At 48.8% G+C, this 21,660-nt stretch carries 10 protein-coding genes; 9 read left to right on the top strand and 1 reads right to left on the bottom strand.

Features of this window, described 5'->3' with window-relative positions; all coding sequences use genetic code 11:
- The first annotated feature begins 33 nt into the window (after window positions 1-33).
- Complete coding sequence (locus tag HB364_RS22705) at window positions 34-4,590, top strand: choice-of-anchor Q domain-containing protein (protein ID WP_167290626.1); 4,557 nt, start codon at window positions 34-36, stop codon at window positions 4,588-4,590.
- Between the two features lie 127 nt (window positions 4,591-4,717).
- Here the strand turns inward: HB364_RS22705 and HB364_RS22700 are convergent, their stop codons facing one another.
- A complete protein-coding gene (locus HB364_RS22700; protein WP_167290625.1) occupies window positions 4,718-8,140 on the bottom strand; it encodes a ThuA domain-containing protein in 3,423 nt (1,140 codons plus the stop codon).
- Between the two features lie 272 nt (window positions 8,141-8,412).
- Here HB364_RS22700 and rpmI point away from each other — a divergent pair, with 272 nt between their 5' ends.
- The 8 genes from rpmI to HB364_RS22660 all read left to right on the top strand — a co-directional run bounded on the left by rpmI (window position 8,413) and on the right by HB364_RS22660 (window position 21,547).
- On the top strand, window positions 8,413-8,610 hold the full coding sequence (rpmI, locus tag HB364_RS22695; RefSeq protein WP_167290624.1) for a 50S ribosomal protein L35: 198 nt from the start codon (window positions 8,413-8,415) through the stop codon (window positions 8,608-8,610).
- A 48-nt stretch (window positions 8,611-8,658) separates the two neighbouring features.
- Entirely contained in the window at window positions 8,659-9,003 is a 345-nt protein-coding gene (rplT, locus tag HB364_RS22690) for a 50S ribosomal protein L20 (protein ID WP_167290623.1), read from the top strand.
- A 200-nt stretch (window positions 9,004-9,203) separates the two neighbouring features.
- Window positions 9,204-10,604, top strand: coding sequence for a type III PLP-dependent enzyme domain-containing protein (locus HB364_RS22685; RefSeq protein WP_167290622.1), 1,401 nt, complete (start codon window positions 9,204-9,206; stop codon window positions 10,602-10,604).
- 394 nt (window positions 10,605-10,998) lie between these two features.
- A complete protein-coding gene (locus HB364_RS22680; protein WP_167290621.1) occupies window positions 10,999-11,574 on the top strand; it encodes an RNA polymerase sigma factor in 576 nt (191 codons plus the stop codon).
- 74 nt (window positions 11,575-11,648) lie between these two features.
- Window positions 11,649-12,758 carry a FecR family protein gene (locus HB364_RS22675; protein WP_167290620.1) on the top strand — a complete coding sequence of 370 codons (1,110 nt, stop codon included), beginning with the start codon at window positions 11,649-11,651 and terminating at the stop codon, window positions 12,756-12,758.
- A gap of 204 nt (window positions 12,759-12,962) precedes the next feature.
- Complete coding sequence (locus HB364_RS22670) at window positions 12,963-16,382, top strand: TonB-dependent receptor (protein WP_246228588.1); 3,420 nt, start codon at window positions 12,963-12,965, stop codon at window positions 16,380-16,382.
- Window positions 16,383-16,431: 49 nt separating this feature from the next.
- Complete coding sequence (locus HB364_RS22665; protein WP_167290618.1) at window positions 16,432-17,994, top strand: RagB/SusD family nutrient uptake outer membrane protein; 1,563 nt, start codon at window positions 16,432-16,434, stop codon at window positions 17,992-17,994.
- A gap of 91 nt (window positions 17,995-18,085) precedes the next feature.
- The gene (locus tag HB364_RS22660; RefSeq protein WP_167290617.1) at window positions 18,086-21,547 is read left to right on the top strand and encodes a VCBS repeat-containing protein; all 3,462 of its coding nucleotides are present in this window, start codon (window positions 18,086-18,088) and stop codon (window positions 21,545-21,547) included.
- Window positions 21,548-21,660: the final 113 nt, after the last annotated feature.

The raw sequence follows: 21,660 nt of genomic DNA, 5'->3' as shown, positions 1-21,660 counted from the left end.
CGGGGGATTGCCCGGAATACATTTGCGCCACTTATGACTCCCTACACCCTAATGCGCCAGGCATCTGCAGGCAGGCGCACTACAACCCAGGCGCGAATACTATTCCTGATTCTTTTATGCTGCGGTATTAACCTTGCAGGACAGGCACAAACAAAAAGATATGTAAAACCCACCGGTTCCGGTGCAAACAATGGCACCAGTTGGGCCAACGCCTATACCAATTTGCAGACCGCGATCAATGCCTGCACTTCCGGCGATAGTCTGTTCGTCATGAAGGGTACCTACCAACCCGCTTCCAATACTTCTTATGTGATGAAGAATGGAGTGAAAATATATGGCGGTTTTGCCGGTACAGAAACCAGCCTGGCACAGCGTATTCTTTCAACGATCAATAAAAGCATATTAAAAGGCAACAACAGGAGTATTATTAACAACACGGGTAAGAACCTGGATAATTCTACCGAGCTGGATGGCTTTACCCTTACAGCAGGAGGCGGCGCTTCGTATAATGGAGGAGCTATTAACATGGACAACTCCTCCGGGGTGATCCGGAATTGTATTTTCAACAGCAATACCGGTCTTAATGGGGGTGCTGTCTATAGTACGGCGGGGGCTATGTATAGTCTCGTCAATTGCGTTTTCAGCAGTAATTCCGCCGCTGAGGGCGGGGCCTTATACAATGACAACTATGCGGAACCCCGTATTTACAACTGTACATTTCTTAAGAATACCAGTACTGTCAATGGCGGGGCCTTGTACTGCGAAGAGTCCCTTGGCACGATCATCAACTGTATATTCTGGCAAAATGAAAGCCAGGGGGTATCGCAGGATATATTCAACTACAACAATGATGACTGGAACTTCGTCGAAAACTGTTATTCCTCCACCAATATTGGTGGAACCAATTGCATCGTGAGCAGCAATAATCCATTTGCGGACAGTGACAATCCGGCTGGTTCAGATGGCATAGCGGGAACTTCCGACGACGGCCTCAGACTGGCCATAGGAAGTACAGCCGTTAATGCCGGTTCAACAACAAACATTTCGTCCTGGTTATTGCCGGAAAAAGACTTGTTGGATTTTACACGTATAACAGCCGGAACGATTGATATTGGTGCGTATGAATTTCCCCTACCCGAACCGGATGCCGGTGGTATCGTGTATATCGACAGCAGCCAGGTAAACACCACCATCGCAAATGGCAAAAGCTGGAGCACCGCAACCGCCGATCTCTCCCTCGCCTTGTATGCAGCCCGCATCAACCCGGCGGTACAACAACTATGGGTAGCAAAAGGAACCTACCAGCCGCTGAGCGGCCAATCTTTCAGCATGGTGGAGGGAAAGAAAATAGTCGGTGGCTTCGCCGGAACGGAAACGGCCCTGGCCCAGCGTAACCTGGCCGCGCAAAAGAACAGTATATTAAAAGGCAACAATAGCCGCGTTATTGACAACGGCAGCAATTCCCTCACAACGGCCTCCTTGCTCGACGGCTTTATCATAACCGGTGGAGGAATGAGCAATAACGCCTCGTCGCCTACCATCAGCAACTGTATATTCACCGGCAACGATATGTACTTTGGGGGCGGTATGTACAATGGCGGGAGCAGTCCTGTTATCCGTAACTGTATTTTTGCCAACAACACAGGCGGCTATGGAGCTGCCATACAAAATGACGGTTCCAGCCCCGTCATTACCAATTGCACCTTTGCAGGCAATAACGCCACCGCTATGGGAGGGGCCCTGCACCTTTCAGGCTCCGCAGCAAAAGTCACCAACTGCGTGTTCTGGAACAATACGGCGCCGGCAGGTGCCGACATCAATATCATGAGCACCGATGGCAATTCCATCACTTATTGTTATACACAAAACGCTTTTGCCGGCGCTGGTAATATACAAGGCGCAGGCAATCCATTTTCCAATGCTGTCAGTCCTGCCGGTGCAGACGGCATTTGGCAAACGGCAGATGATGGGTTGAGTTTACTGGTGGTCAGTACAGCTATCAATGGAGGCACGCCCAGCATAGCAGGTCTTGGTTTGCCAGCGAATGATATCAGGGAGAAAGCGCGGGTAAGCGGTATTGCCATCGATATGGGCGCTTATGAGTATACCATTCCCGATCCCGATGCGGCTGGTATCATCTATATTGACAGCAGTAAGGTCAACAGCACAGTGGCAGACGGTAAAAGCTGGAGCACCGCAACGGCCGATCTGCCGGCGGCCCTGTTGGCTGCGCGTCAGAATAGTGCCATCAAGCAACTTTGGATAGCCAAAGGAACCTATCAACCCCTTGCCGGAACTTCCTTCAGCATGGTGGAAGGATTGAAAATATACGGCGGTTTTGCAGCTACAGAAACTGCTTTATCGCAACGCAATCTGGCAGCACTGCAACAGAGCATTCTGAAAGGGAACACCAACCGCGTCATTGACAATACCAGCAACCTCACAATGGCCTCCTTGCTCGACGGCTTTATCATAACCGGCGGAGGAATGAGCAATCACCCCTCGTCGCCTACTGTGAGCAACTGTATATTCACCGGCAACGATATGTACTTTGGGGGCGGTATGTACAATGGCGGAAGTAATCCTGTTATCCGTAACTGTATTTTTGCCAACAACACAGGTGGTTATGGAGCTGCCATACAAAATGACGGTTCCAGTCCCGTCATTACCAATTGCACCTTTTCCGGTAATGCTGCCACCGCCATGGGAGGAGCCCTGCATCTCTCAGGCTCCGCAGCAAAAGTTACCAATTGTGTGTTCTGGAATAATACGGCGCCGGCAGGCGCCGACATCAATATCATGAACACTGATGGCAATACCATCACGCATTGTTATACACAAACTTCTTTCGCCGGCAATATAACAGGCGCCACTAATCCCTTTGTAAACAGTGCCAGTCCGGCCGGAGCAGATGGTACCTGGAGAACCACCGATGATGGCCTGCGCCTGTTAGCAGGAAGCACCGCCATCAATGCAGGAACAACAGATACTGCAGGACTGGGATTGCCCCTTGTTGATATCCTCGGCATTCCCCGTATCTACGGCGCCGCTATAGATGCCGGCGTCTATGAAACATTTGATTATACAGCCGATGTGCAGGGTGTGTTATATGTAAACGCCGGCCGGAGCAGTGTTGCCACCGATGATGGCAGAAGCTGGAATGCGTCTTTGACTGATCTTTCTATTGCCCTGCAAGCCGCGCGCCAGAATAATACCATCAAACAAATATGGGTGGCAACAGGTACCTATCAGCCTGCGATCGGTACTCCATTCAGGATGGTGGAAGGCGTGAAAATGTATGGAGGCCTTGCCGGAACAGAAACCAGCCTTGCCCAACGCAACCTGGCAGCCGGGCACAACAGTATTTTGAAAGGCAACCACTACAAGGTGATCGAGAACTGGGGTAATAATTTAACAGCCGCTGCTGTATTGGATGGCTTTATCATTACAGGAGGAGATTATCATTCAGAGGGAGGAGGTATGTATAATTATAATTCTTCTCCTACGGTCAATAACTGCATTTTCATAGGCAATAAGGGTAGTAGGGGAGGTGCTGTTAATAACGGTAACTCGTCCACCGTGCTGCGCAACTGTTCCTTCATCGGCAATATAGCCTACGAGGGCGGTGCCGTATGCAATGAATACAACAGTGCGGTGGCGCTGATCAATTGTACCATTGCAGGCAACCAGGCCAATAATGCTGGTGGGGCATTAGCACATTTCTCTTCCAACACGAAGATCATTAACACCATATGCTGGAATAATACCGCCCCCACCAGCAATGACAGCTATGTTTACGGATCATCTGTCCCTTTGTTTTCTTATAACTATACGCAAGACCTCATAACCGGTACTGGTAACATACAAAGCACTACCGATCCCTTTGTAAATAGTGCCGATCCTGCCGGCGCAGATGGCTTATGGGGTACCAGCGACGATGGGATGCGCATGAAAGCAACCAGCGCCATCATAGATGCAGGTATACCCGATACTACCGGCCTTGGCCTGCCGCGTACCGACAGCTATGGCAATATGCGTATTTTCGGAGCACGCATTGATATAGGCGCATTGGAATGGGTATCGGCCGCCCTGCCCGTAAAACTGGTATCGTTTACGGGTAAACTGCAGGAGGGGATGGCCTACCTGCAATGGCATACAGCCGACGAAGTGAACTTCCAATACTTTACGGTAGAAAAAAGTACGGATGGCATCAGCTACCAGGCAGTAGCCACAGTGGCAGCCAAAGGAAGCAATAGTTATTACACCTATAACTTGCCGCAGTCTCAACAACGGGCGTACTATCGTTTGAGAATGACGGATATGGATGGCAGGCATGAACATAGCCGTATTGTCATCTTGTCCCAGTCGGTAGAAGTAGAAGTCATATTGATCTATCCCAATCCTGCAAAGGGCCATATTACGATCAGTGTCAACAACCCGGGTACGGTAAGTATGTACAGCCTGGCCGGACAATTGGTAAAAACGCAAGCTATACAGGCAGGCATTACCGATATAGACATCAGCGGCTTTTCAGCCGGTACTTACCTGGTGCTGGTCAATGGCAAGACCATCCGGCTATTGAAACAATAAACAACAAGAGATACTACGGGTGTCCTTGCAAAAAAGCGGCTGTCTCCCAAAAGAGACAGCCGCTTGTATTTTAGTTAGAAAGTTAGAACCGCGGAGCAACCCGGAACCCTAAACCCTAAACCCGAAATTATTTAAACTGTATCCACTGCACAGCTACCTGGTTGGGCTCAGCGGCATCGGTTGGTTTGCTTACAATGTACAGGTTATGCTTTTTACCATCTGTTACTGCTGCAAAGGGGGAGGTCAGGGCTTTGCTGATAAATGGTGTTTTCTCATTGGCTGCCTGTCCGCCGCCGGGCAAGGTGAAGGAGCCCAGTTGCTGGCCGTCGGGTGCGTCAAGACGCAGCTCAAAACTGTAACCCGATTGAGCGGGCTTTGACCACACCAACTGGAGGGTGGCGCCGGTAATGCCGGTAAGGTCAATATTTTCCAATACAAACCAGCCTGCTGCTTTGGGCGCGATCATCAGGCGCGTGCCATTCATATTTTCTCCCGTGTACTTATCCATCTTCTTTACTCGCCGGAAAGTGACTTTGGGACTGCGCAGGGTCACCACATCATTACCCGAGAGCGGCTTGATATTATTACCTCCTTTGTCGGTATAGCTGGCAGAGAGGTACAAAACGCCATTATCTTTTTCCGGTTTGCCCAGTGTAGGCTGTACAGTGCCGGTAGCAGGCAGGGACTTTTTGTTTTGTGTCGTAGCCGTGAGCGACTGTATCCAGGTAACGATCTGGCGGGCGTCGGCTTCCTTCAGATTGGGATGCGCAGCCATCGCCACTTCGCCCCATACGCCTCCGCCACCTTTAATGATCTTGTCTACCAGGTAAGACACCGCGTTGGGGTCTTTTTCATACCGTTTGGCTACATCCAGGAAAGAAGGACCGATCGACTTCTCATCTGTCTTGTGACAGGTTTTACAATCCAGCGATAACATCAGGTTCTTGCCCATCGTAGCTTCTGTAAGCACCTGGTGTCCCTGGGAGGCGCCCGCCCGGTCGCTGCCTTCCACGTAGTCGGCCGAAACGATCAGGTTACTCAGGTCTTTTGCCTGGGCAGTATCATCCTTGTCTGCAATGGTAACACTATACTGTATAGGTTTGCCGGGGAAATAGAAGCTCTTGTTGCCCGGCAGGGTGATACTTACTGAAGGGGCTTCATTGCCGGCATACACATTCTCCACGCTGCTTTTGGCAGTTGCCTGCTTGTCATCACTTACTTCTACTGAAACAGCATAGTCACCGGGTTTAGTGATCGTATATTCCAGCTTCGGCTCAGTCGTTTCTTTTGTAGAGTCGCCGATATGCCAGGTATAGATCAGCTTATCTTTCTCCGGGTCTGTCGCTTTCACGGTAGCGGTAAGTGCCAAAGGCAGCGCGCCGGATACTTTATTTACCTGCAGGCTGTCTATCTTAGGCGCCCTGTTGCCGCCATTGTAATCAACACGCGAAATGCCGGCATCAGCATTCTTGCTGAACCAGCCGGTACCATATTCCAGCATATACAACCGGCCATCGGGGCCTACCTCAAAATCGATCATCGAGTTGAGCTTCGTATGCTCCATGAAAGGTTCCATCTTATCAAAGTCGCCATTGGGTTTCAGCGTTACGGCCTTTATCCATCCGCGTATCCAGTCATACACAAATACCTTATTGTCATAATACGCAGGCAGGCGGGTAGCTTCCGGGAACATGTCTGTATAATAAGCAGGGCCTGCCATCGCATTACGGCCGCCGGTGCCTACCTGTGGAAAATCTTTGGAGTTGCCATAAGGATACCAGATAAAGGCAGGCTGAGCAGGCGGCAGTTCCTGGAGACCGGTATTATTGCGTGAATTATTCACCGGTTTGGCAGGATCATAAGGCTGTCCGGAACTGCCGGTGGCATAATCATAAGCCCTGTAAGGGTAATTATTGCCTACAAACAATGGCCAGCCGAAATAACCGGCTTTGCGGGCTTGGTTCACTTCATCATAACCACGGGGACCGCGTGTGTCCAGGCTGTCGTTATTGGCATCCGGACCTACTTCTCCCCAGTACAGGTAATTATTTTTCTTGTCTACGGATATCCGGTAAGGGTTGCGGTTGCCCATTACATAGATCTCCGGTTTGGTGTTGGGCGTTCCTTTGGCAAACAGGTTGCCTTCCGGTATTTCATACGAGCCGTCTTCTTTCAGCTTTATCCGCAGGATCTTGCCCCGCAGGTCGTTGGTATTGGAGGAAGAGCGGCGGGCATCGTATTGCTCATGTCCGGCGCGATCGTCCAATGGGCCAAACCCATGATTCACGTAGGGCTGTTTGGGCTCATCAAAGGGAGTAGAGTTGTCGCCGGTAGATACGAACAGTTCATTGCCTTCCCGTCCGAATGCGATAGAGCCGCCGGTATGGCAGCATATATTCCGTTGGGAATAGAACTGGAGAATGATGTGCTCCGACTTCATATCGAGCGTATCATTTTCAAATTTGAAACGGGAGAGACGGTTGACCGATGTGTCTTTGGGACTATAGAATACGTAGATATAGTGGTTCTTTTCAAAATTAGGGTCCGCCTGTAAGCCCATGAAGCCTTCTTCGGCATTCACATTAGGCACCTCAGCCTTGTGGTATACATTGAGGAACCCAACCTGTTTTATATGGGAACCAGAATCCTTGTTCTTATACAGCATCAGTTCGCCGCGCCGTTGGGCAATCAATATATCCAGGTTGGGGAGGATGGTCATTTCGGTGGGCTCAAAGAACTCACCCTGCGCCAGTACCGTTTTGGTAAACCGGTCTTCATCCGGGGTGCGGAGTGATTTGGCTTTGGAGTAATCCAGCTTATAATTCTTGCCGATGGCATATTGAATACCGCCCAGGAGATGCTTGAGGAAATTCTCTTCCACGAAGGACTCGTCTGTATGGCCCAGTTCGGTATAAAAAGAGCGGCCGCCATCAAAGTCATGGTACCAGGCCATGGGATGATGATCGCCGTTTTTACCACCCTGGTAGCTCTTTTCATCTATCGTGAGCAGTACATGCACATCAGGGTTCAGGTTTTTGAAATTGTACCACTCATCTTTCCTTTCCCATACGTGGGGGAGGTGTTTGGTGGCAATATTCGTGGAGTCTTTTACCAGCAGCTTAGCCACCTGTTGTTCGGGATGGCTCTCAAAATAAGCGCCGGTCAGCCGGCCATACCAGCCCCAGTCGTACTCCGCGTCGGCAGCAGCATGGATGCCTGCGTAGCCGCCGCCAGACTGGATATAGCGTTCAAAATCGGCTTCCTGGTATTGGTTCAGCAGGTCGCCGGTGGTATGGAGGAACACCACAGCAGCATACTTGGCCAGGGAGTCTTCCGTAAAAAGATCAGCATCTTCAGTCGTGTCTACCTCAAAACCATTTTCCTGGCCCAGTTTCATAATGGCAGTAACGCCCTGGGGGATGGAAGCATGCCGGTAACCGGTGGTTTTGGAGAAAACCAGGATCCGGGGTTTGCCGGAGCGGGTTTTGTTACAACTAAACAGATGGAGCAGGAGAATAGCAAAAGCAAGGAACCGCAGTGTATTTTTCATGTGTGCAGGAAATATGAGGGTTAAAGATAAGGGTTTCAATATATTCCAGAAGTCTCAAAGTAGGAGGCTTCAGGGCTGAGAATCAATAAATAGGGAAAAGTTGGGTAGTTTTGCCTGTTTTCCTTCTTTAAGAGCACATCTTTCCGTACCTTTGCGCTCCATTTTCAGTTTTTATTCTTTTGAGAGAGTAGAAGCTATATTGCCCACAAGGCCCAAAAAGTTCCCCGGAGGATCGGGGGCGCCAGCAGGGTGTAACAATTAAAGGTGTAAAAATGCCTAAAGTTAAAACAAACTCCAGTGCCAAGAAAAGGTTCAAAGTAACCGGCACCGGTAAAATCACTCACCAGAAGTCTTTCAAACGCCACATTCTGACCAAAAAGTCCAACAAGCGTAAACGTGCCCTGGGTAAAGATGGTATCGTGCACAAAGCCAACCTGGATTTCGTAAAACGTCTCCTGAGGCTGAAATAGGAACCCGGCCGTTTAAACTATCAACTTTAACTTCAAACTTATTAAGATATGCCACGTTCAGTAAATGCTGTAGCAAGCAGGGCACGCCGCAAAAGGATTTTAAAACAAGCCAAGGGCTTTTATGGCAAACGTAAAAACGTATATACCGTTGCCAAAAACGTATTGGAAAAAGGTCTGCAATACAGATATGTAGGCCGTAAGCTGAAGAAAAGGGAATACCGCGCACTGTGGATCGCCCGTATCAACGCCGCCGTTCGTCCGGAAGGCCTTACTTACTCTGTTTTCATTCACAAGCTGAACGAGAAAGGGATCACCCTCGACCGTAAAGTACTGGCCGATCTGGCCATGAATGAGCCGGAGACCTTCAAGCTGTTGGTTGCTTCTGTAAAATAAGCCGCTTAACGTTTACGTAACATACAAGCCGGGTGTTCAACAACACCCGGCTTTTTTTTGGCTGTTCGAGGTCCCAACTTCCAAACCGGTAATGTTTTTGTTTGTAAAATCAGTCAAACTATTACTTTTGTATACTTTTTTTGAACGGTGTGTTTTTTTGCTAACTTTTTAAATTCACTGCCATCAGCCAGAATCAGTTCATGAACAACTCGTACACCGACCTGGTGACGCAAACCTTTAACTTTCCACAGGAAGGGTTTGAAACAAAAGACAACAATCTTTTTTTTAATGGTCTTGATGTGAAGGGGCTCATTGATAAGTATGGTACGCCCATGAAGCTGACCTACCTGCCCAAGATCGGCATGCAGATCAGAAAGGCCAAGAAGATGTTTGCCAATGCCATCAAAAAGCACCGGTACGAGGGAGAGTACAATTATTGTTATTGTACCAAGAGTTCTCATTTCTCGTTCGTGGTGGAAGAAGCCCTGAAGCACGATATTCACCTGGAAACCTCTTACGCTTACGACATAGAGATCATTAAGAAGCTGTATGAGAAGAAAAAGATCAACAAGGACACGTTCATCATCTGTAATGGTTATAAGCAAAAGACCTATACCAGCCGTATAGCCAGCTTATTGAATACAGGGTTTAAGAATGTAGTACCCATCCTGGATAATAAGGATGAGCTGCAACAATATAAAAAGTCGGTTAAGGTACCTTTCAAACTGGGTATACGGATAGCTGCAGAAGAAGAACCTACTTTCCCGTTCTATACTTCCCGCCTGGGTTTCCGTGCCAGGGACGTACTGGAGTTCTATGTAGACAAGATTGAAGGCAATGAAGACCGGTTCCAGTTAAAGATGCTCCACATCTTCCTCAACAAGGGTATTAAAGATGATATCTACTACTGGAGTGAGCTCAATAAAGTCATCAACCTGTACTGCCAACTGAAGAAGATCTGCCCCGAACTGGACTCCATCAATATCGGCGGTGGTTTCCCTATCAAGCATTCCCTGGGCTTTGAATATGATTACCAGTTCATGATCAACGAGATCATTGGCAATATCAAGAAAGCCTGTAAGAAGAACAACGTACCGATGCCGCACATCTTTACAGAGTTTGGCAGTTATACGGTAGGAGAGAGCATGGCGCATATTTACAGTGTGATTGGCCAGAAGATGCAGAATGACCGGGAAACCTGGTATATGATCGATTCTTCTTTTATCACCACGCTACCGGATACCTGGGGTATCGGAGAGAAGTTCCTCATGCTGCCTATTAATAAATGGGACCAGGAATACCAGCGGGTAGTGCTGGGCGGTATAACCTGCGACAGCCACGATTATTACGATTCTGAAGAGCACGTTAATGAAGTGTTCCTGCCCAAAATAAATAACGGAGAACCTTTGTATTTAGGGTTCTTCCATACCGGCGCCTACCAGGACCAGATCAGCGGCTACGGCGGTATCAAGCACTGCCTCATCCCTTCGCCCAAACACGTTATCGTGGGACACGATAAAAATGGTAAGCTGGTGGATTGGGTCTATGCCAAAGAGCAAACTGCTCAAAGCATGCTCAAGATCCTGGGCTATGTAAAATAGAATCAAACGTTTTCAATACAAAGGGTGGATCGCCTTCCAATGGCAGTTCACCCTTTTTTGTTGTTAGAAAAGCTAGTGGTAAGTGGCGAGTGGCAAGTGGGCCTTTGACCAGCGAAGCAAACGTCCACTCGCCATTTACTACTCGCCACTCGCCTTCTACTGATACATTTTTAGCATTTATCGGTGTTTTTTTAACATGTGTCGAGCAGGCGCCCGGATGCGAATGTCATTATATAATAAACCGTGCTTCCTAATGAAAGACTGCTTGTCTGCCAGACATACAAAACTTGTTTTTGCAACAGCAGTTGATAAGTGTTATTCTATAGACTGGATTTCGTATATGGTTTATGTGTTAATATTGTATACCACGTCCTCACTAACCAGGTGATTGCTAATGTCTGAGAATGATGCACAAGCAGACCAAGACTGGCTGCAACGTTTGCAATGCAGCGACGAGCAGGCTCTTGCCGCGCTGATGAAGAAGTACTATACAGACCTGTATAGCTACGCTTCCCGCTTTACAAAAGATGAGGGACTGATCAAGGATTGCATACAGGAAGTCTTTATCAGCCTCTGGCAGCGAAGGGACACTGCCGCACCCATACTTTCTCTGAGGTACTATCTTCTACGGGCCGCTAAAAATAAGGTACTCAAATCGTTGCACCGGAAAGTGTATAAGACGGATACCCTTGACGGGCAGGAGAGCTATGATTTCTACCAGGAGTTTTCCGTGGAGCGTTTCATCATTGAAAAACAGGTATCCGAGGAAAAGGCGGCGGCTCTCCGTAACATCCTGCAGCAACTCTCCAAACGGCAGCATGAGGTCATCTACCTGAAATTCTATCAACGTCTTGACCATGGACAGATCGCTGATCTCATGAACATCAGCCGCCAATCAGTATACAACCTCTTACACGAAGCCTTACAAAAGCTGCATGGCCTCTGGCACGCAGAGTACCTGACGAAATAGTTCCAAAAAAACTTTCCATTTTCCCAGTAGATTTTCTCCATCCGCGGAACTTCTTATTACAACAACCTCCAGGCATGAAAGATTATCGCTTGTTCGATATTACGGACTTCGTTATGGATGAGGACTTTATACGCTGGGTGTATGAACGGCGTCCGGAAGATGAAGCTGCCTGGCATGCCTGGCTTACCAGGAATCCTGATAAACACCTGCTGGTAGCGGAGGCGCGGAGCATACTGGAATCTGTATACATCGCCCCGCCGGTGCTTACGGAGCCGGAAATAGAGCAGGAAACAGCGCGCTTATTGCAAACCATCCGTCAGCAACCTGCAGAAGCCCCGGTGAGAACCGTAAACCGGGTAAAGTGGCGTACCTGGTATACAGTAGCGGCTGCCGTGTTAGTGGCTTGTGTAACAGGTGGCTTGTATTTTTTCTCCGGCAGGGGCACTGCCGCAGCATCCTTTACCTGGGAAAAAATGACAGCCTCCCGTCAGCTCATAGAGAATGTAAATACCTCTGATAAACCCATTACTATAGCATTGCCTGATGGAAGTGCCATTTCCCTGGCGCCGGGAAGCCGGGTAGGGTATGCCAATCACTTCGACAGCTCGGCTACCCGTGATGTGTATTTGTCGGGTGAAGCGTTCTTTGAAGTAACCAAAAACCCTGACCGCCCTTTCCGGGTATTTGCCAATGAGATCGTGACCAAAGTATTGGGCACCAGCTTTACCGTACGCTCCTTTGAAAAAGATACTACCATACAGGTTATTGTGCGTACCGGTAAGGTCACTGTGTATTCACAGGCCGTTACCAATACCCGCCGCAGTGCTACTGATCATAAACCCGGCGAGGTGATCTTAACGCCCAACCAGCAGCTGGTGTATGAAAAAACAGCGCAGAAATTCCAGAAAGTATTGCTGGATGATCCGCTGCTGATAATACCCCGCGTTAAGGAGCAGAAGATGGAATATGAGGAAGCCGGTCTTATCGGTGTATTCAATGAACTGAGTAAGGCCTATGGCATCAGTATTGTGTACGATAGTGAGCTGTTTGAGAAATGTACGGTGACGGCCGATCTGAGGAACGAAACTTTTTACCACAAGCTGGACCTGATATGCAGCGCCATCGGCGCTTCGTATGAAGTGATTGACGGACAGGTGGTGATCCAATCCAATGGATGTCAATAGATGTTTACACTAACAGCTAAAGGCTAACAGCTAATAGCTCAAAATAAAAAGGGCCGGTATTGCTGCGAACAATATCAGCCCCGATTCTTAGCCCCACAGCCACTGAATGCGTGCGGGGACCTGTTTTGATTAAACCGATTTGCTTTAACCAAACACTGCAAAAATATGAAAAAACAGCTCGTTTACCAGTTAATTTACGGGTTTATGAGAATAGGACTGCTGCCATTATTGATGATTACCACACTCCAGGTAGTCATATATGCCAACCCCACCAACGGGCAGGAGGTATTGGACAAAAAGATCAATCTTATTGCCGAGCAGAAGGAAGTAAAAATTGTCCTGGGTGAGATCAGTAAGCTCGCCGGGATCAAGTTCGTCTACAGCGCCCAGCGTATTCCAACCCGTCAAAAAGTATCTGTTGTAGCCCGTGACCGCCGCCTGGGCGAGGTGCTGGATGGATTACTCCAGCCCCTGAATATTTGTTACCAGGTATCCGGCACCCAGGTGGTGCTGATGCGTAAGGGCGATGGTGTGGGTGTAAACATTGCTTTTTATGAGGAAGGATCCATGGATAGACCGGAGGCTACCCATGAAATACCTTTTAAAATAATAACGGGAAAAGTAACCAATGAGAAAGGGGAAGGATTGCCCGGGGTTTCGGTAGTTGTAAAAGGGACTGCCAAGGGTACCTCTACCAATTTGGAGGGTACTTTTTCTATCAATGCAGACGTAGGGGAGACGCTCCTGTTTTCTATGGTGGGTTACAAGTCCTTTTCCGTGGTAGTAGGGCAGGAGAATGAGGTGGCTGTAACGCTGCAAGCCGAAATGATCAATATGAATGAGGTGATCATTGTGGGTTATGGTACACAGCGTCGCAGCTCTTTAACAGGGGCCATTGCTTCTGTAAGCGGTAAAACCATTGCCGAACTGCCGGTGGCCAGTGTGGAATCTGCCCTGCAGGGACGTGTGGCAGGGCTTACGGTCACCAACAATGGTGAACCGGGCACTACGCCTATTGTGCGCATCAGGGGTATCAGTTCCATCAGCTTTGCTTCTGATCCGTTGTATGTGATTGATGGTTTCCCTACCGGCAACCTCAGCAACTTCAACAGCCGGGACATTGAATCGGTAGAAGTATTGAAAGATGCCAGCGCTGCTGCTATCTATGGCTCCAGGGCTACCAATGGCGTCATCCTCATCACCACCAAAAAGGGCAGACGGGATGGCAAGCTACGTGTTAACCTGGACTCGTATATAGGTACCCAAAGTGCCTGGAAACAAATAGACCTGCTGAATACCGCTCAATACCTGGAATATGAACGGGCATTGAATGGAGCGGCCGGTATCGGCAGACCACCCCGGCTAGAAGCAGCCAACTTTAACCAACCTATTTATGACGGTACTACCCAAACCTATGCGCAAACGAATACTGACTGGCAGGATGCTTATTTTAAAAACGGTATTATTACCCAGCATGACCTCTCTTTGGGCGGCGGTAACAATGTTTCCCGCTTCTTTGCTTCTGCCGGTTACTTTAAGCAGGATGGTATTGCACGGGGCGTGAATTATGAACGGGGCAACTTCCGCATCAATTCCGACCATGCCATTAGTAAAGTATTCACCTTTGGTGAGAACCTGTTCATTTCTTACTCCCAACAACGTTATGACAATACATCCGGTAACAGGACCCGCCTGGTAAATGTTATCCGCAACCTGCCTTACCTGCCGGTATATGATCCCACCACCTTGGGCGGATACCGCAACGCGGAAAACAGTGTTGACGGTGCGGATCCCACGAATCCCATAGAAGATGCGGAACTGCTGGGCGATGCTACCAATAAAACAGTGAAAGTGCTGGGTACGGCTTTCCTGGAGATCAACTTTACTTCCTGGCTTAAATTCCGCTCTACCTTCGGGGTAGATTATGTGAACCTGTTCCAGCACCAGTTTAGTCCCATCTTCAACGACAAGGGGCGTAATGCGGCTGTAGCCACTATCCGGGATATGCGCAACTCCTCTACTACCACCTTATTTACAGAACAGCTGACTTTCGATAAAACCTTTGGTGAGCACCATATCAATGCGGTAGGCGTATTTGAAGTACAGAGTACCAAGAGTTCTACAGAGAACGCTTTCGGTAACCAGAACAGCAATGCTATTGAAGTATTGCGGGGCGCCACCAATGTGAGCTATGTTTCCACGCGCAGTGAAAACTTCCTGCAATCCATGGTAGGCCGGGTGAATTATGAATATGCCGGTAAGTACCTGCTAAGCGCAGCTATCCGCCGGGATGGATTATCCCTGTGGGCGCCGGGTAAGAAATATGCCAATTTCCCCTCCGCCTCTGTGGGATGGCGGATAGACCAGGAACAGTTCATGCGTACGGCTCCTTATATTTCTGAGTTAAAAGTACGGGCGGGTTATGGTGTTACAGGTCTGAATGCAGTGGCCGCCCTGAATAATGACTATCCCTGGCAGGTAACCGTATTTGCCAATGGGGCCACCTATCCATTCAATAACGTGAACTCCACCGGTAATGCCTCTTATTACAATGCCCTGGGCAATGCCGACCTCGAATGGGAAAAGACCAAACAACTGAATATTGGCCTTGACCTGGGATTACTGAATAACAGGATCACTTTATCGGCCGAATATTTTACCCGCAAAACCGATAACCTGATCCTGAATGTACCTACACCGCCTTCCTTTGGCTTTAATGGGGTAGGGGTACTGGCCAACGTTGCTTCCATGAGAAATAATGGACTGGAATTCCAGGCAGGGTATAACCAGACACAGGGTGAATTTACCTGGAACATCACCGGTAACATCAGCTTTATACGGAATAAAGTACTTAGCCTGAATACGGAAACAGCGACTATTGATCAGGGGGGCGACCAGGACTTTGGTGGTGGTACAGCTATTACCCGTACAAAGGCAGGACAGGCCATACAATCGTATTACGGATATATAGTGACCGGCATTTTCCAAACAGCCGATGAGGTTACCAAGAACCCCACACAGGCTCCGGGCACCGCTCCCGGCGACCTGAAGTTTGCAGACCTTGACGGCGATGAAAAGATTACCGATGCCGACCGTACGTTCCTTGGCAGTTACCTGCCTAAGTTTTCCTATGCACTTAATTATGGCGCGAAATACAAGAACTTCGATGCCTCCCTTTTCCTGCAGGGCGTACAGGGCAACAAGATTTTCAATGCTGCCCGCATTATCAGTGAAGGGATGGCCCGTTTATTTGGTTCCGGTACGGCTGTGCTGAGGGCATGGACACCTTCCAATACCAATACCAATATACCCCGTGCTGTGAGCGGCGACCCCAACCAGAATGTACGGCCTTCCAACCGCTGGATAGAAGACGGCTCTTACCTGCGCCTGAAGAACATCATTGTAGGATATACTATTCCCAACAGTGTACTACAGTCTGTTACCAAAGGCGCTATCAGCAGTTTCAGGGTATATATTTCATCCCAGAATCTGCTGACCATTACCGGTTATGATGGATGGGACCCGGAGATTGGGTCCAAGAATACCACGCTGACCAATGGTATTGATTATGGTCAGTACCCGGCAGCCAGGTCATTCCAGTTTGGCGTGCAGGTCGGATTTTAGACGGTAATAGAAAACTTAAAATAATACAGTATTTCAAAAAAAGCTTCATATGAAATATGCTCTTGTATATAAAGTAACGACCCTGGCCTGTATCATTACAGCGATCGTGGTGGTTGCCTGTAACAGAGAACTCGATAAAAGCAACCCGAATTCCCCTACAGTAGATACTTATTTTAAGAATAGTACAGAGCTATTGGGGGGTACTAATGCTATCTATTCCATTTTCCACTCTGCTGCATTAATAGGCCGGGAATGGTTTTTCCTGCATGATACACGCAGTGACGATGTGTCGGCCGGAGGCGGTCAACTGGAATTGCCCAGGGCACAGCTCCTGAATGGCGCTACAGTGGCCTCCAATGCAGTGATGAATAATGTATGGAACGGGCTGTATACAGTTATTCACCGGGCCAATACGGTCATTGACAATGGTCCTAACGTAACGGATAATGCGGCCTTACGCGACCGTTGTGTGGCCGAAGCAAAATTTTTCCGTGGATGGGCTTACTTTGAGCTGGTATCCCAATGGGGCCCTGTTCCCTTATATATAAAACAGGTAACTGCTCCTGATCAGTTTCAGCCAAGGGCCGCTGCAGATGCTGTATACACACAGATATTCCAGGACCTGAAAGATGCCGCCGCCGGCCTTCCGGCCACTACTACCGATAACGGGCGGGCTACCAGGGGAGCTGCGAATGCAGTGCTGGGCAGGGCTTACATGCAGAAGGGAGATTATGCCAATGCGAAAACGGCTTTACTGGCAGTAAATCCTGGTAACAGCATCTATAGCCTGCGGGATAATTACCTCGATAATTTTGATGAAGAACATGAGTTTAACAGTGAGTCTATCTTTGAAGCCGTGTTCTTCGACCGGGGTGATAATAACTTCAACTGGGGCTATACAGGCGATGACCAACCCAATGCGCAGCCCCAGAGTACCGTACGCAACCAGGAATATTCTCCCATTGCCTGGCGCAACCTGATCCCTTCCAACAAATTCCTGAATGAGTTTGAGAATACCGCTACCGGCGCTGCTAAAACAGATCCCCGCTTTGCCATGTCGGTGTACCAGACCGGCGACAAATACAATAACAATGCGAATACGCTGACAGATGCTGAGCAGAATGGTAATTCTTCGGTGGTGAATGGCGTTACCAAAAAAATAAGCTGGCGTAAGTTTATGCTCATCTATAAGGATAACAATGGCTTCCACCCCGGCGGCATTAATCAACGCATCATCCGTTATGCGGAAGTGTTACTGATGCTGGCCGAATGTGAGAATGAGCTGGACAATCCTGCCGGGGCTATCGGTTACCTGAACCAGGTGCGCGACCGGGCCAGTGTGGCGATGCCGCATTATCCTACAACACAGTATCCTACCGGCAACAAAACACAGATCGCCAGGGCCATTATTCACGAGAAAACAGTGGAGCTGGGCGGTGAGGAAATACGCAATCGTGACATCCTGCGCTGGCGGAAGAAAGGATACTTTACTACCGACCCCATCTCTTACTACAAAGCAAGGGATGAGTTCCTGCCGATACCGCAGGCGGAAATAGACAATAATCCGAAACTGGCGGCCGGTGGCATTGACAAACAAAATGCAGGCTATTGAGTATTCATTGATAACGGGGAGCCTTTATTTTGCATTCATTACCAGGGGTTATGTAATAGTAGCCCCTGGTTTTTTAAGAAAAAGACCACCTATGTTAAGAATTCCTTGCTTGTACATCCTGTTATTAACAGCTCTTGCCTGCAGGCAGGAAAAAACGCCTGCCCTCTTCACGCAGTTGCCGGCATCGGAAACCGGTATTCATTTCAGCAACGATCTGCAGGAGAACGATTCCTCCCAATCCTTCATCAATGAATTTGGCTATATGGGAGGTGGGGTAGGTATTGGTGATTTTAATAAAGACGGGTTGCCCGATATTTTCTTTACCGGCAACCAGGTAAGCTGCCGCCTCTATATCAATAAAGGAAATCATCATTTTGAAGATATTACAGAACAGGCCGGGCTGCATACGCAGGTATGGGCTACCGGTGTGAGCGTAGTGGATATCAACAATGATGGTTACGATGATATTTATGTATCGGTGTTCGGCAAAAACCTTTCACAACGTGCCGCCAACCTGCTGTTCATTAACCAACGCAACGGGCATTTTACAGAATCGGCTGCGGAATATGGACTGGCCGATACCAGCTATTCCACGCAGGCTGTTTTTACCGACTATGACCGGGATGGCGACCTGGATATGTACCTGGCCAATTACCTGCTGAACGGCCCGAATGCCAATACGATCTATCCCCGTAACCGTACCGGCCATTCTCCGGCCAATGATAAGCTATACAGGAATGACGGTATACCTGCAGGAGGTACCCATCCGGTATTTACGGATGTTACGCTGGCGGCTGGTATCAAAGATGATGGGTATGGACTGGGCGTTTCTGTCAGCGATTTTAACCATGATCAGTGGCCGGATATCTATGTGGCCAATGATTTCCTGTCGGATGATATCCTATGGCTCAATAACCATGACGGTACCTTTACCAATGTTGTTGCCCGCAGTATGCATCACCAGAGTTATTCCAGTATGGGATCTGATGCGGCCGATATCAATAATGATGGCCTGCCCGACCTGGTAACACTGGATATGATGCCGGAAACCAATCAGCGGCGTAAGACCACTTTCTCTTTTATGAACTATGAACGCTACCAGGCCGAACGGGCGGCGGGGTATGAGCCGGGTTTTATGCGCAACATGCTCCAACTGAATAATGGCTGCTACAAGGCTGGTGATACCAGTATACCGTTCTTTAGTGAGATAGGTCAAATGGCGGGGATCGCTACTACCGACTGGAGCTGGAGTGTACTGATGGCCGACTTTGACAATGACGGGTGGAAAGACATGCATATCACCAATGGCATTGGCCGGGATTTTATCAATGCCGATTTTATAGAGTTCAGTTCTACCGTATTTGCCAATAAGAGAAGTCCGCAGGAACAGCGCCAGCTCATCAATGCGAAACTGGCTTCGCTGAACCATATTAACCTCCCCAACTACCTTTACCTCAATAACCGAAATTATACGTTTACAGATGCTTCTGCCCAGGCGGGCATTGATGAACCTTCCATGTCTAACGGGGCCGCGTGGGCCGACCTCGACAATGACGGCGATCTCGACATGGTAGTGAATAACATCAATAAAGCAGCCTTTGTGTTTATCAACAATACCATTCAACCTGGCAGGCCTGTTAATGCCCACTACCTGGGGATTGTATTGAGAGGGGATAGTACCAACCCGCATGGCTTTGGCGCCAAAGTATTGTTGCATAGCCAGGGGCAGGTACAAATGCAGGAACAGAACCCCGTGAGGGGATACTTCTCCTCAGTAGATCAGCGATTGTTTTTTGGATTGGGAAAAGAGTCAGCAAGAATCCAGCATTCAGCATCCAGTAGCCAGAAGCCTTCGATAGTTAGCATAGACTCCATTGAAGTGATATGGCCAAATGAAAAAAGGCAGGTGTTGAGAAATGTCCCGGCCGATACTTCACTGACACTATTTGTAAAAAATGCGCAGGCGCCAGGGGCACATCCGGTGGAGCCTATGCCGGTTTTTGAAGAGGCTTCGCTGGCTACCCATATTGCTTATAAGCACACAGAAGGCATTTACAATGATTTTGCCAGCCAACGTTTACTGCCGCAAAAATATTCGCAGTTAGGTCCTTTTATTACGACAGCCGATGTAAACAAAGATGGCCTTGCCGATTTCTTCGTGGGAGGCGCTTTTAACTTCTCCGGCAGGCTCTTTATCCAGCAGGCCAACGGCACTTTTGCTTCACGGGCCCTTACAGATAGTGTGAAGATGCAGGAAGACCTGGATTGCCTGTTCTTTGATGCCGATGCAGATGGCGACCAGGACCTGTTGACCGGTACCGGTGATGTACGCTTTGAAGAAACGTCGGTGTATAACCAACCTGCATTATATGTGAATGATGGCAAGGGGAATTTTAAGGTGAGCCCGTCTGCTATTCCTGCTCATGTACGTACCATAGCCGGCTGTATAAGTGCCGGTGACTATGATCATGATGGCTTACCCGACCTGTTTATTGGTGGCCGTGTATCCCGGCAATATCCCTTATCGCCCAAAAGCTTTGTACTGCACAACAACAAAGGTTCATTCAGTGATGTAACAGCTACTGTTTGTGCTGCCCTGCAGCAACCGGGGATGATCACCGGTGCTGTGTGGACAGATATAGATAATGATCAGCAAACCGACCTGATAATAGCCGGCGAATGGATGCCTGTACGTTTCTTTAAGAATAACAGGGGACGTTTGCAGGAGGTCACTCAGGCTACCGGTTTACAACAGATGGAAGGCATGTGGCGAAGCCTGGCAGCCGCTGACGTGGACGGCGATGGAGATACCGACCTGGTGGCCGGCAATATGGGGCTGAATTGTGATTTCCGCGTAAGTAAGGAAGAACCCATGCACCTATATGCTAAAGATATGGACGGCAATGGCAGTATTGATCCGATACCTTTTTATTACTTCAAAGACAACAAGGGTAAGCGGGCGTCTTTCCCGGCCATTAACCGCAGGCAGTTTGCCGACCAGGTACCTGCTATCAAAAAGCAGTTTCTCTATCATAGGGATTATGCACAGGCTTCCTTTGCGGCCATCTTTCCGGGTAAAGCAAAAGACAGCCTGCTACAACTGGTGTGTGATGAAACTGCCAGTTGCTGGCTGGAAAACATCGGCAATGGAAAATTTGTAAAGCGTTACCTGCCGGCAGAGGCGCAGTTTGCTCCTGTTAATGCGATCATCTGCGACGATATTGACGGGGATGGTACCCTTGATCTGTTGCTGGCAGGCAATGAATACCAGGCGGAGGTGATGACAGGCCGGTATGATGCTTCCTGGGGATGTTACCTGCGCGGGCAAAAGAACAAGCAGTTCAAAGCGGTACCACCGGCTGCCAGTGGTTTTATACTCAACGGGGATGTAAAAGACCTGGCAGTGGTGAAAATGAAAAACGGAGACAGGGTAGTGGTGGCCGGCGTAAATAACGACGTACTGAAAGTGTTCAGTACAGGGGGGAAACCTGCGGCTACCTACCTTACCCTACGGATCGCCTCCGGATCTCCACCGGATGATCTCCGGAAGTAACCCACTATATAAGCTCTATAACTGCTCTATAGCAGCTCTATAAGAGCTCTATAGCTTTTACCGAAAACCGGCCTTATAAATGAAAAAGGCGCCGGGTGAGCGCCTTTTTACGG

Source organism: Paraflavitalea devenefica (genome assembly GCF_011759375.1).
Lineage (GTDB): Bacteria > Bacteroidota > Bacteroidia > Chitinophagales > Chitinophagaceae > Paraflavitalea > Paraflavitalea devenefica.
This window is presented reverse-complemented; position numbering and strand designations above follow the sequence as displayed.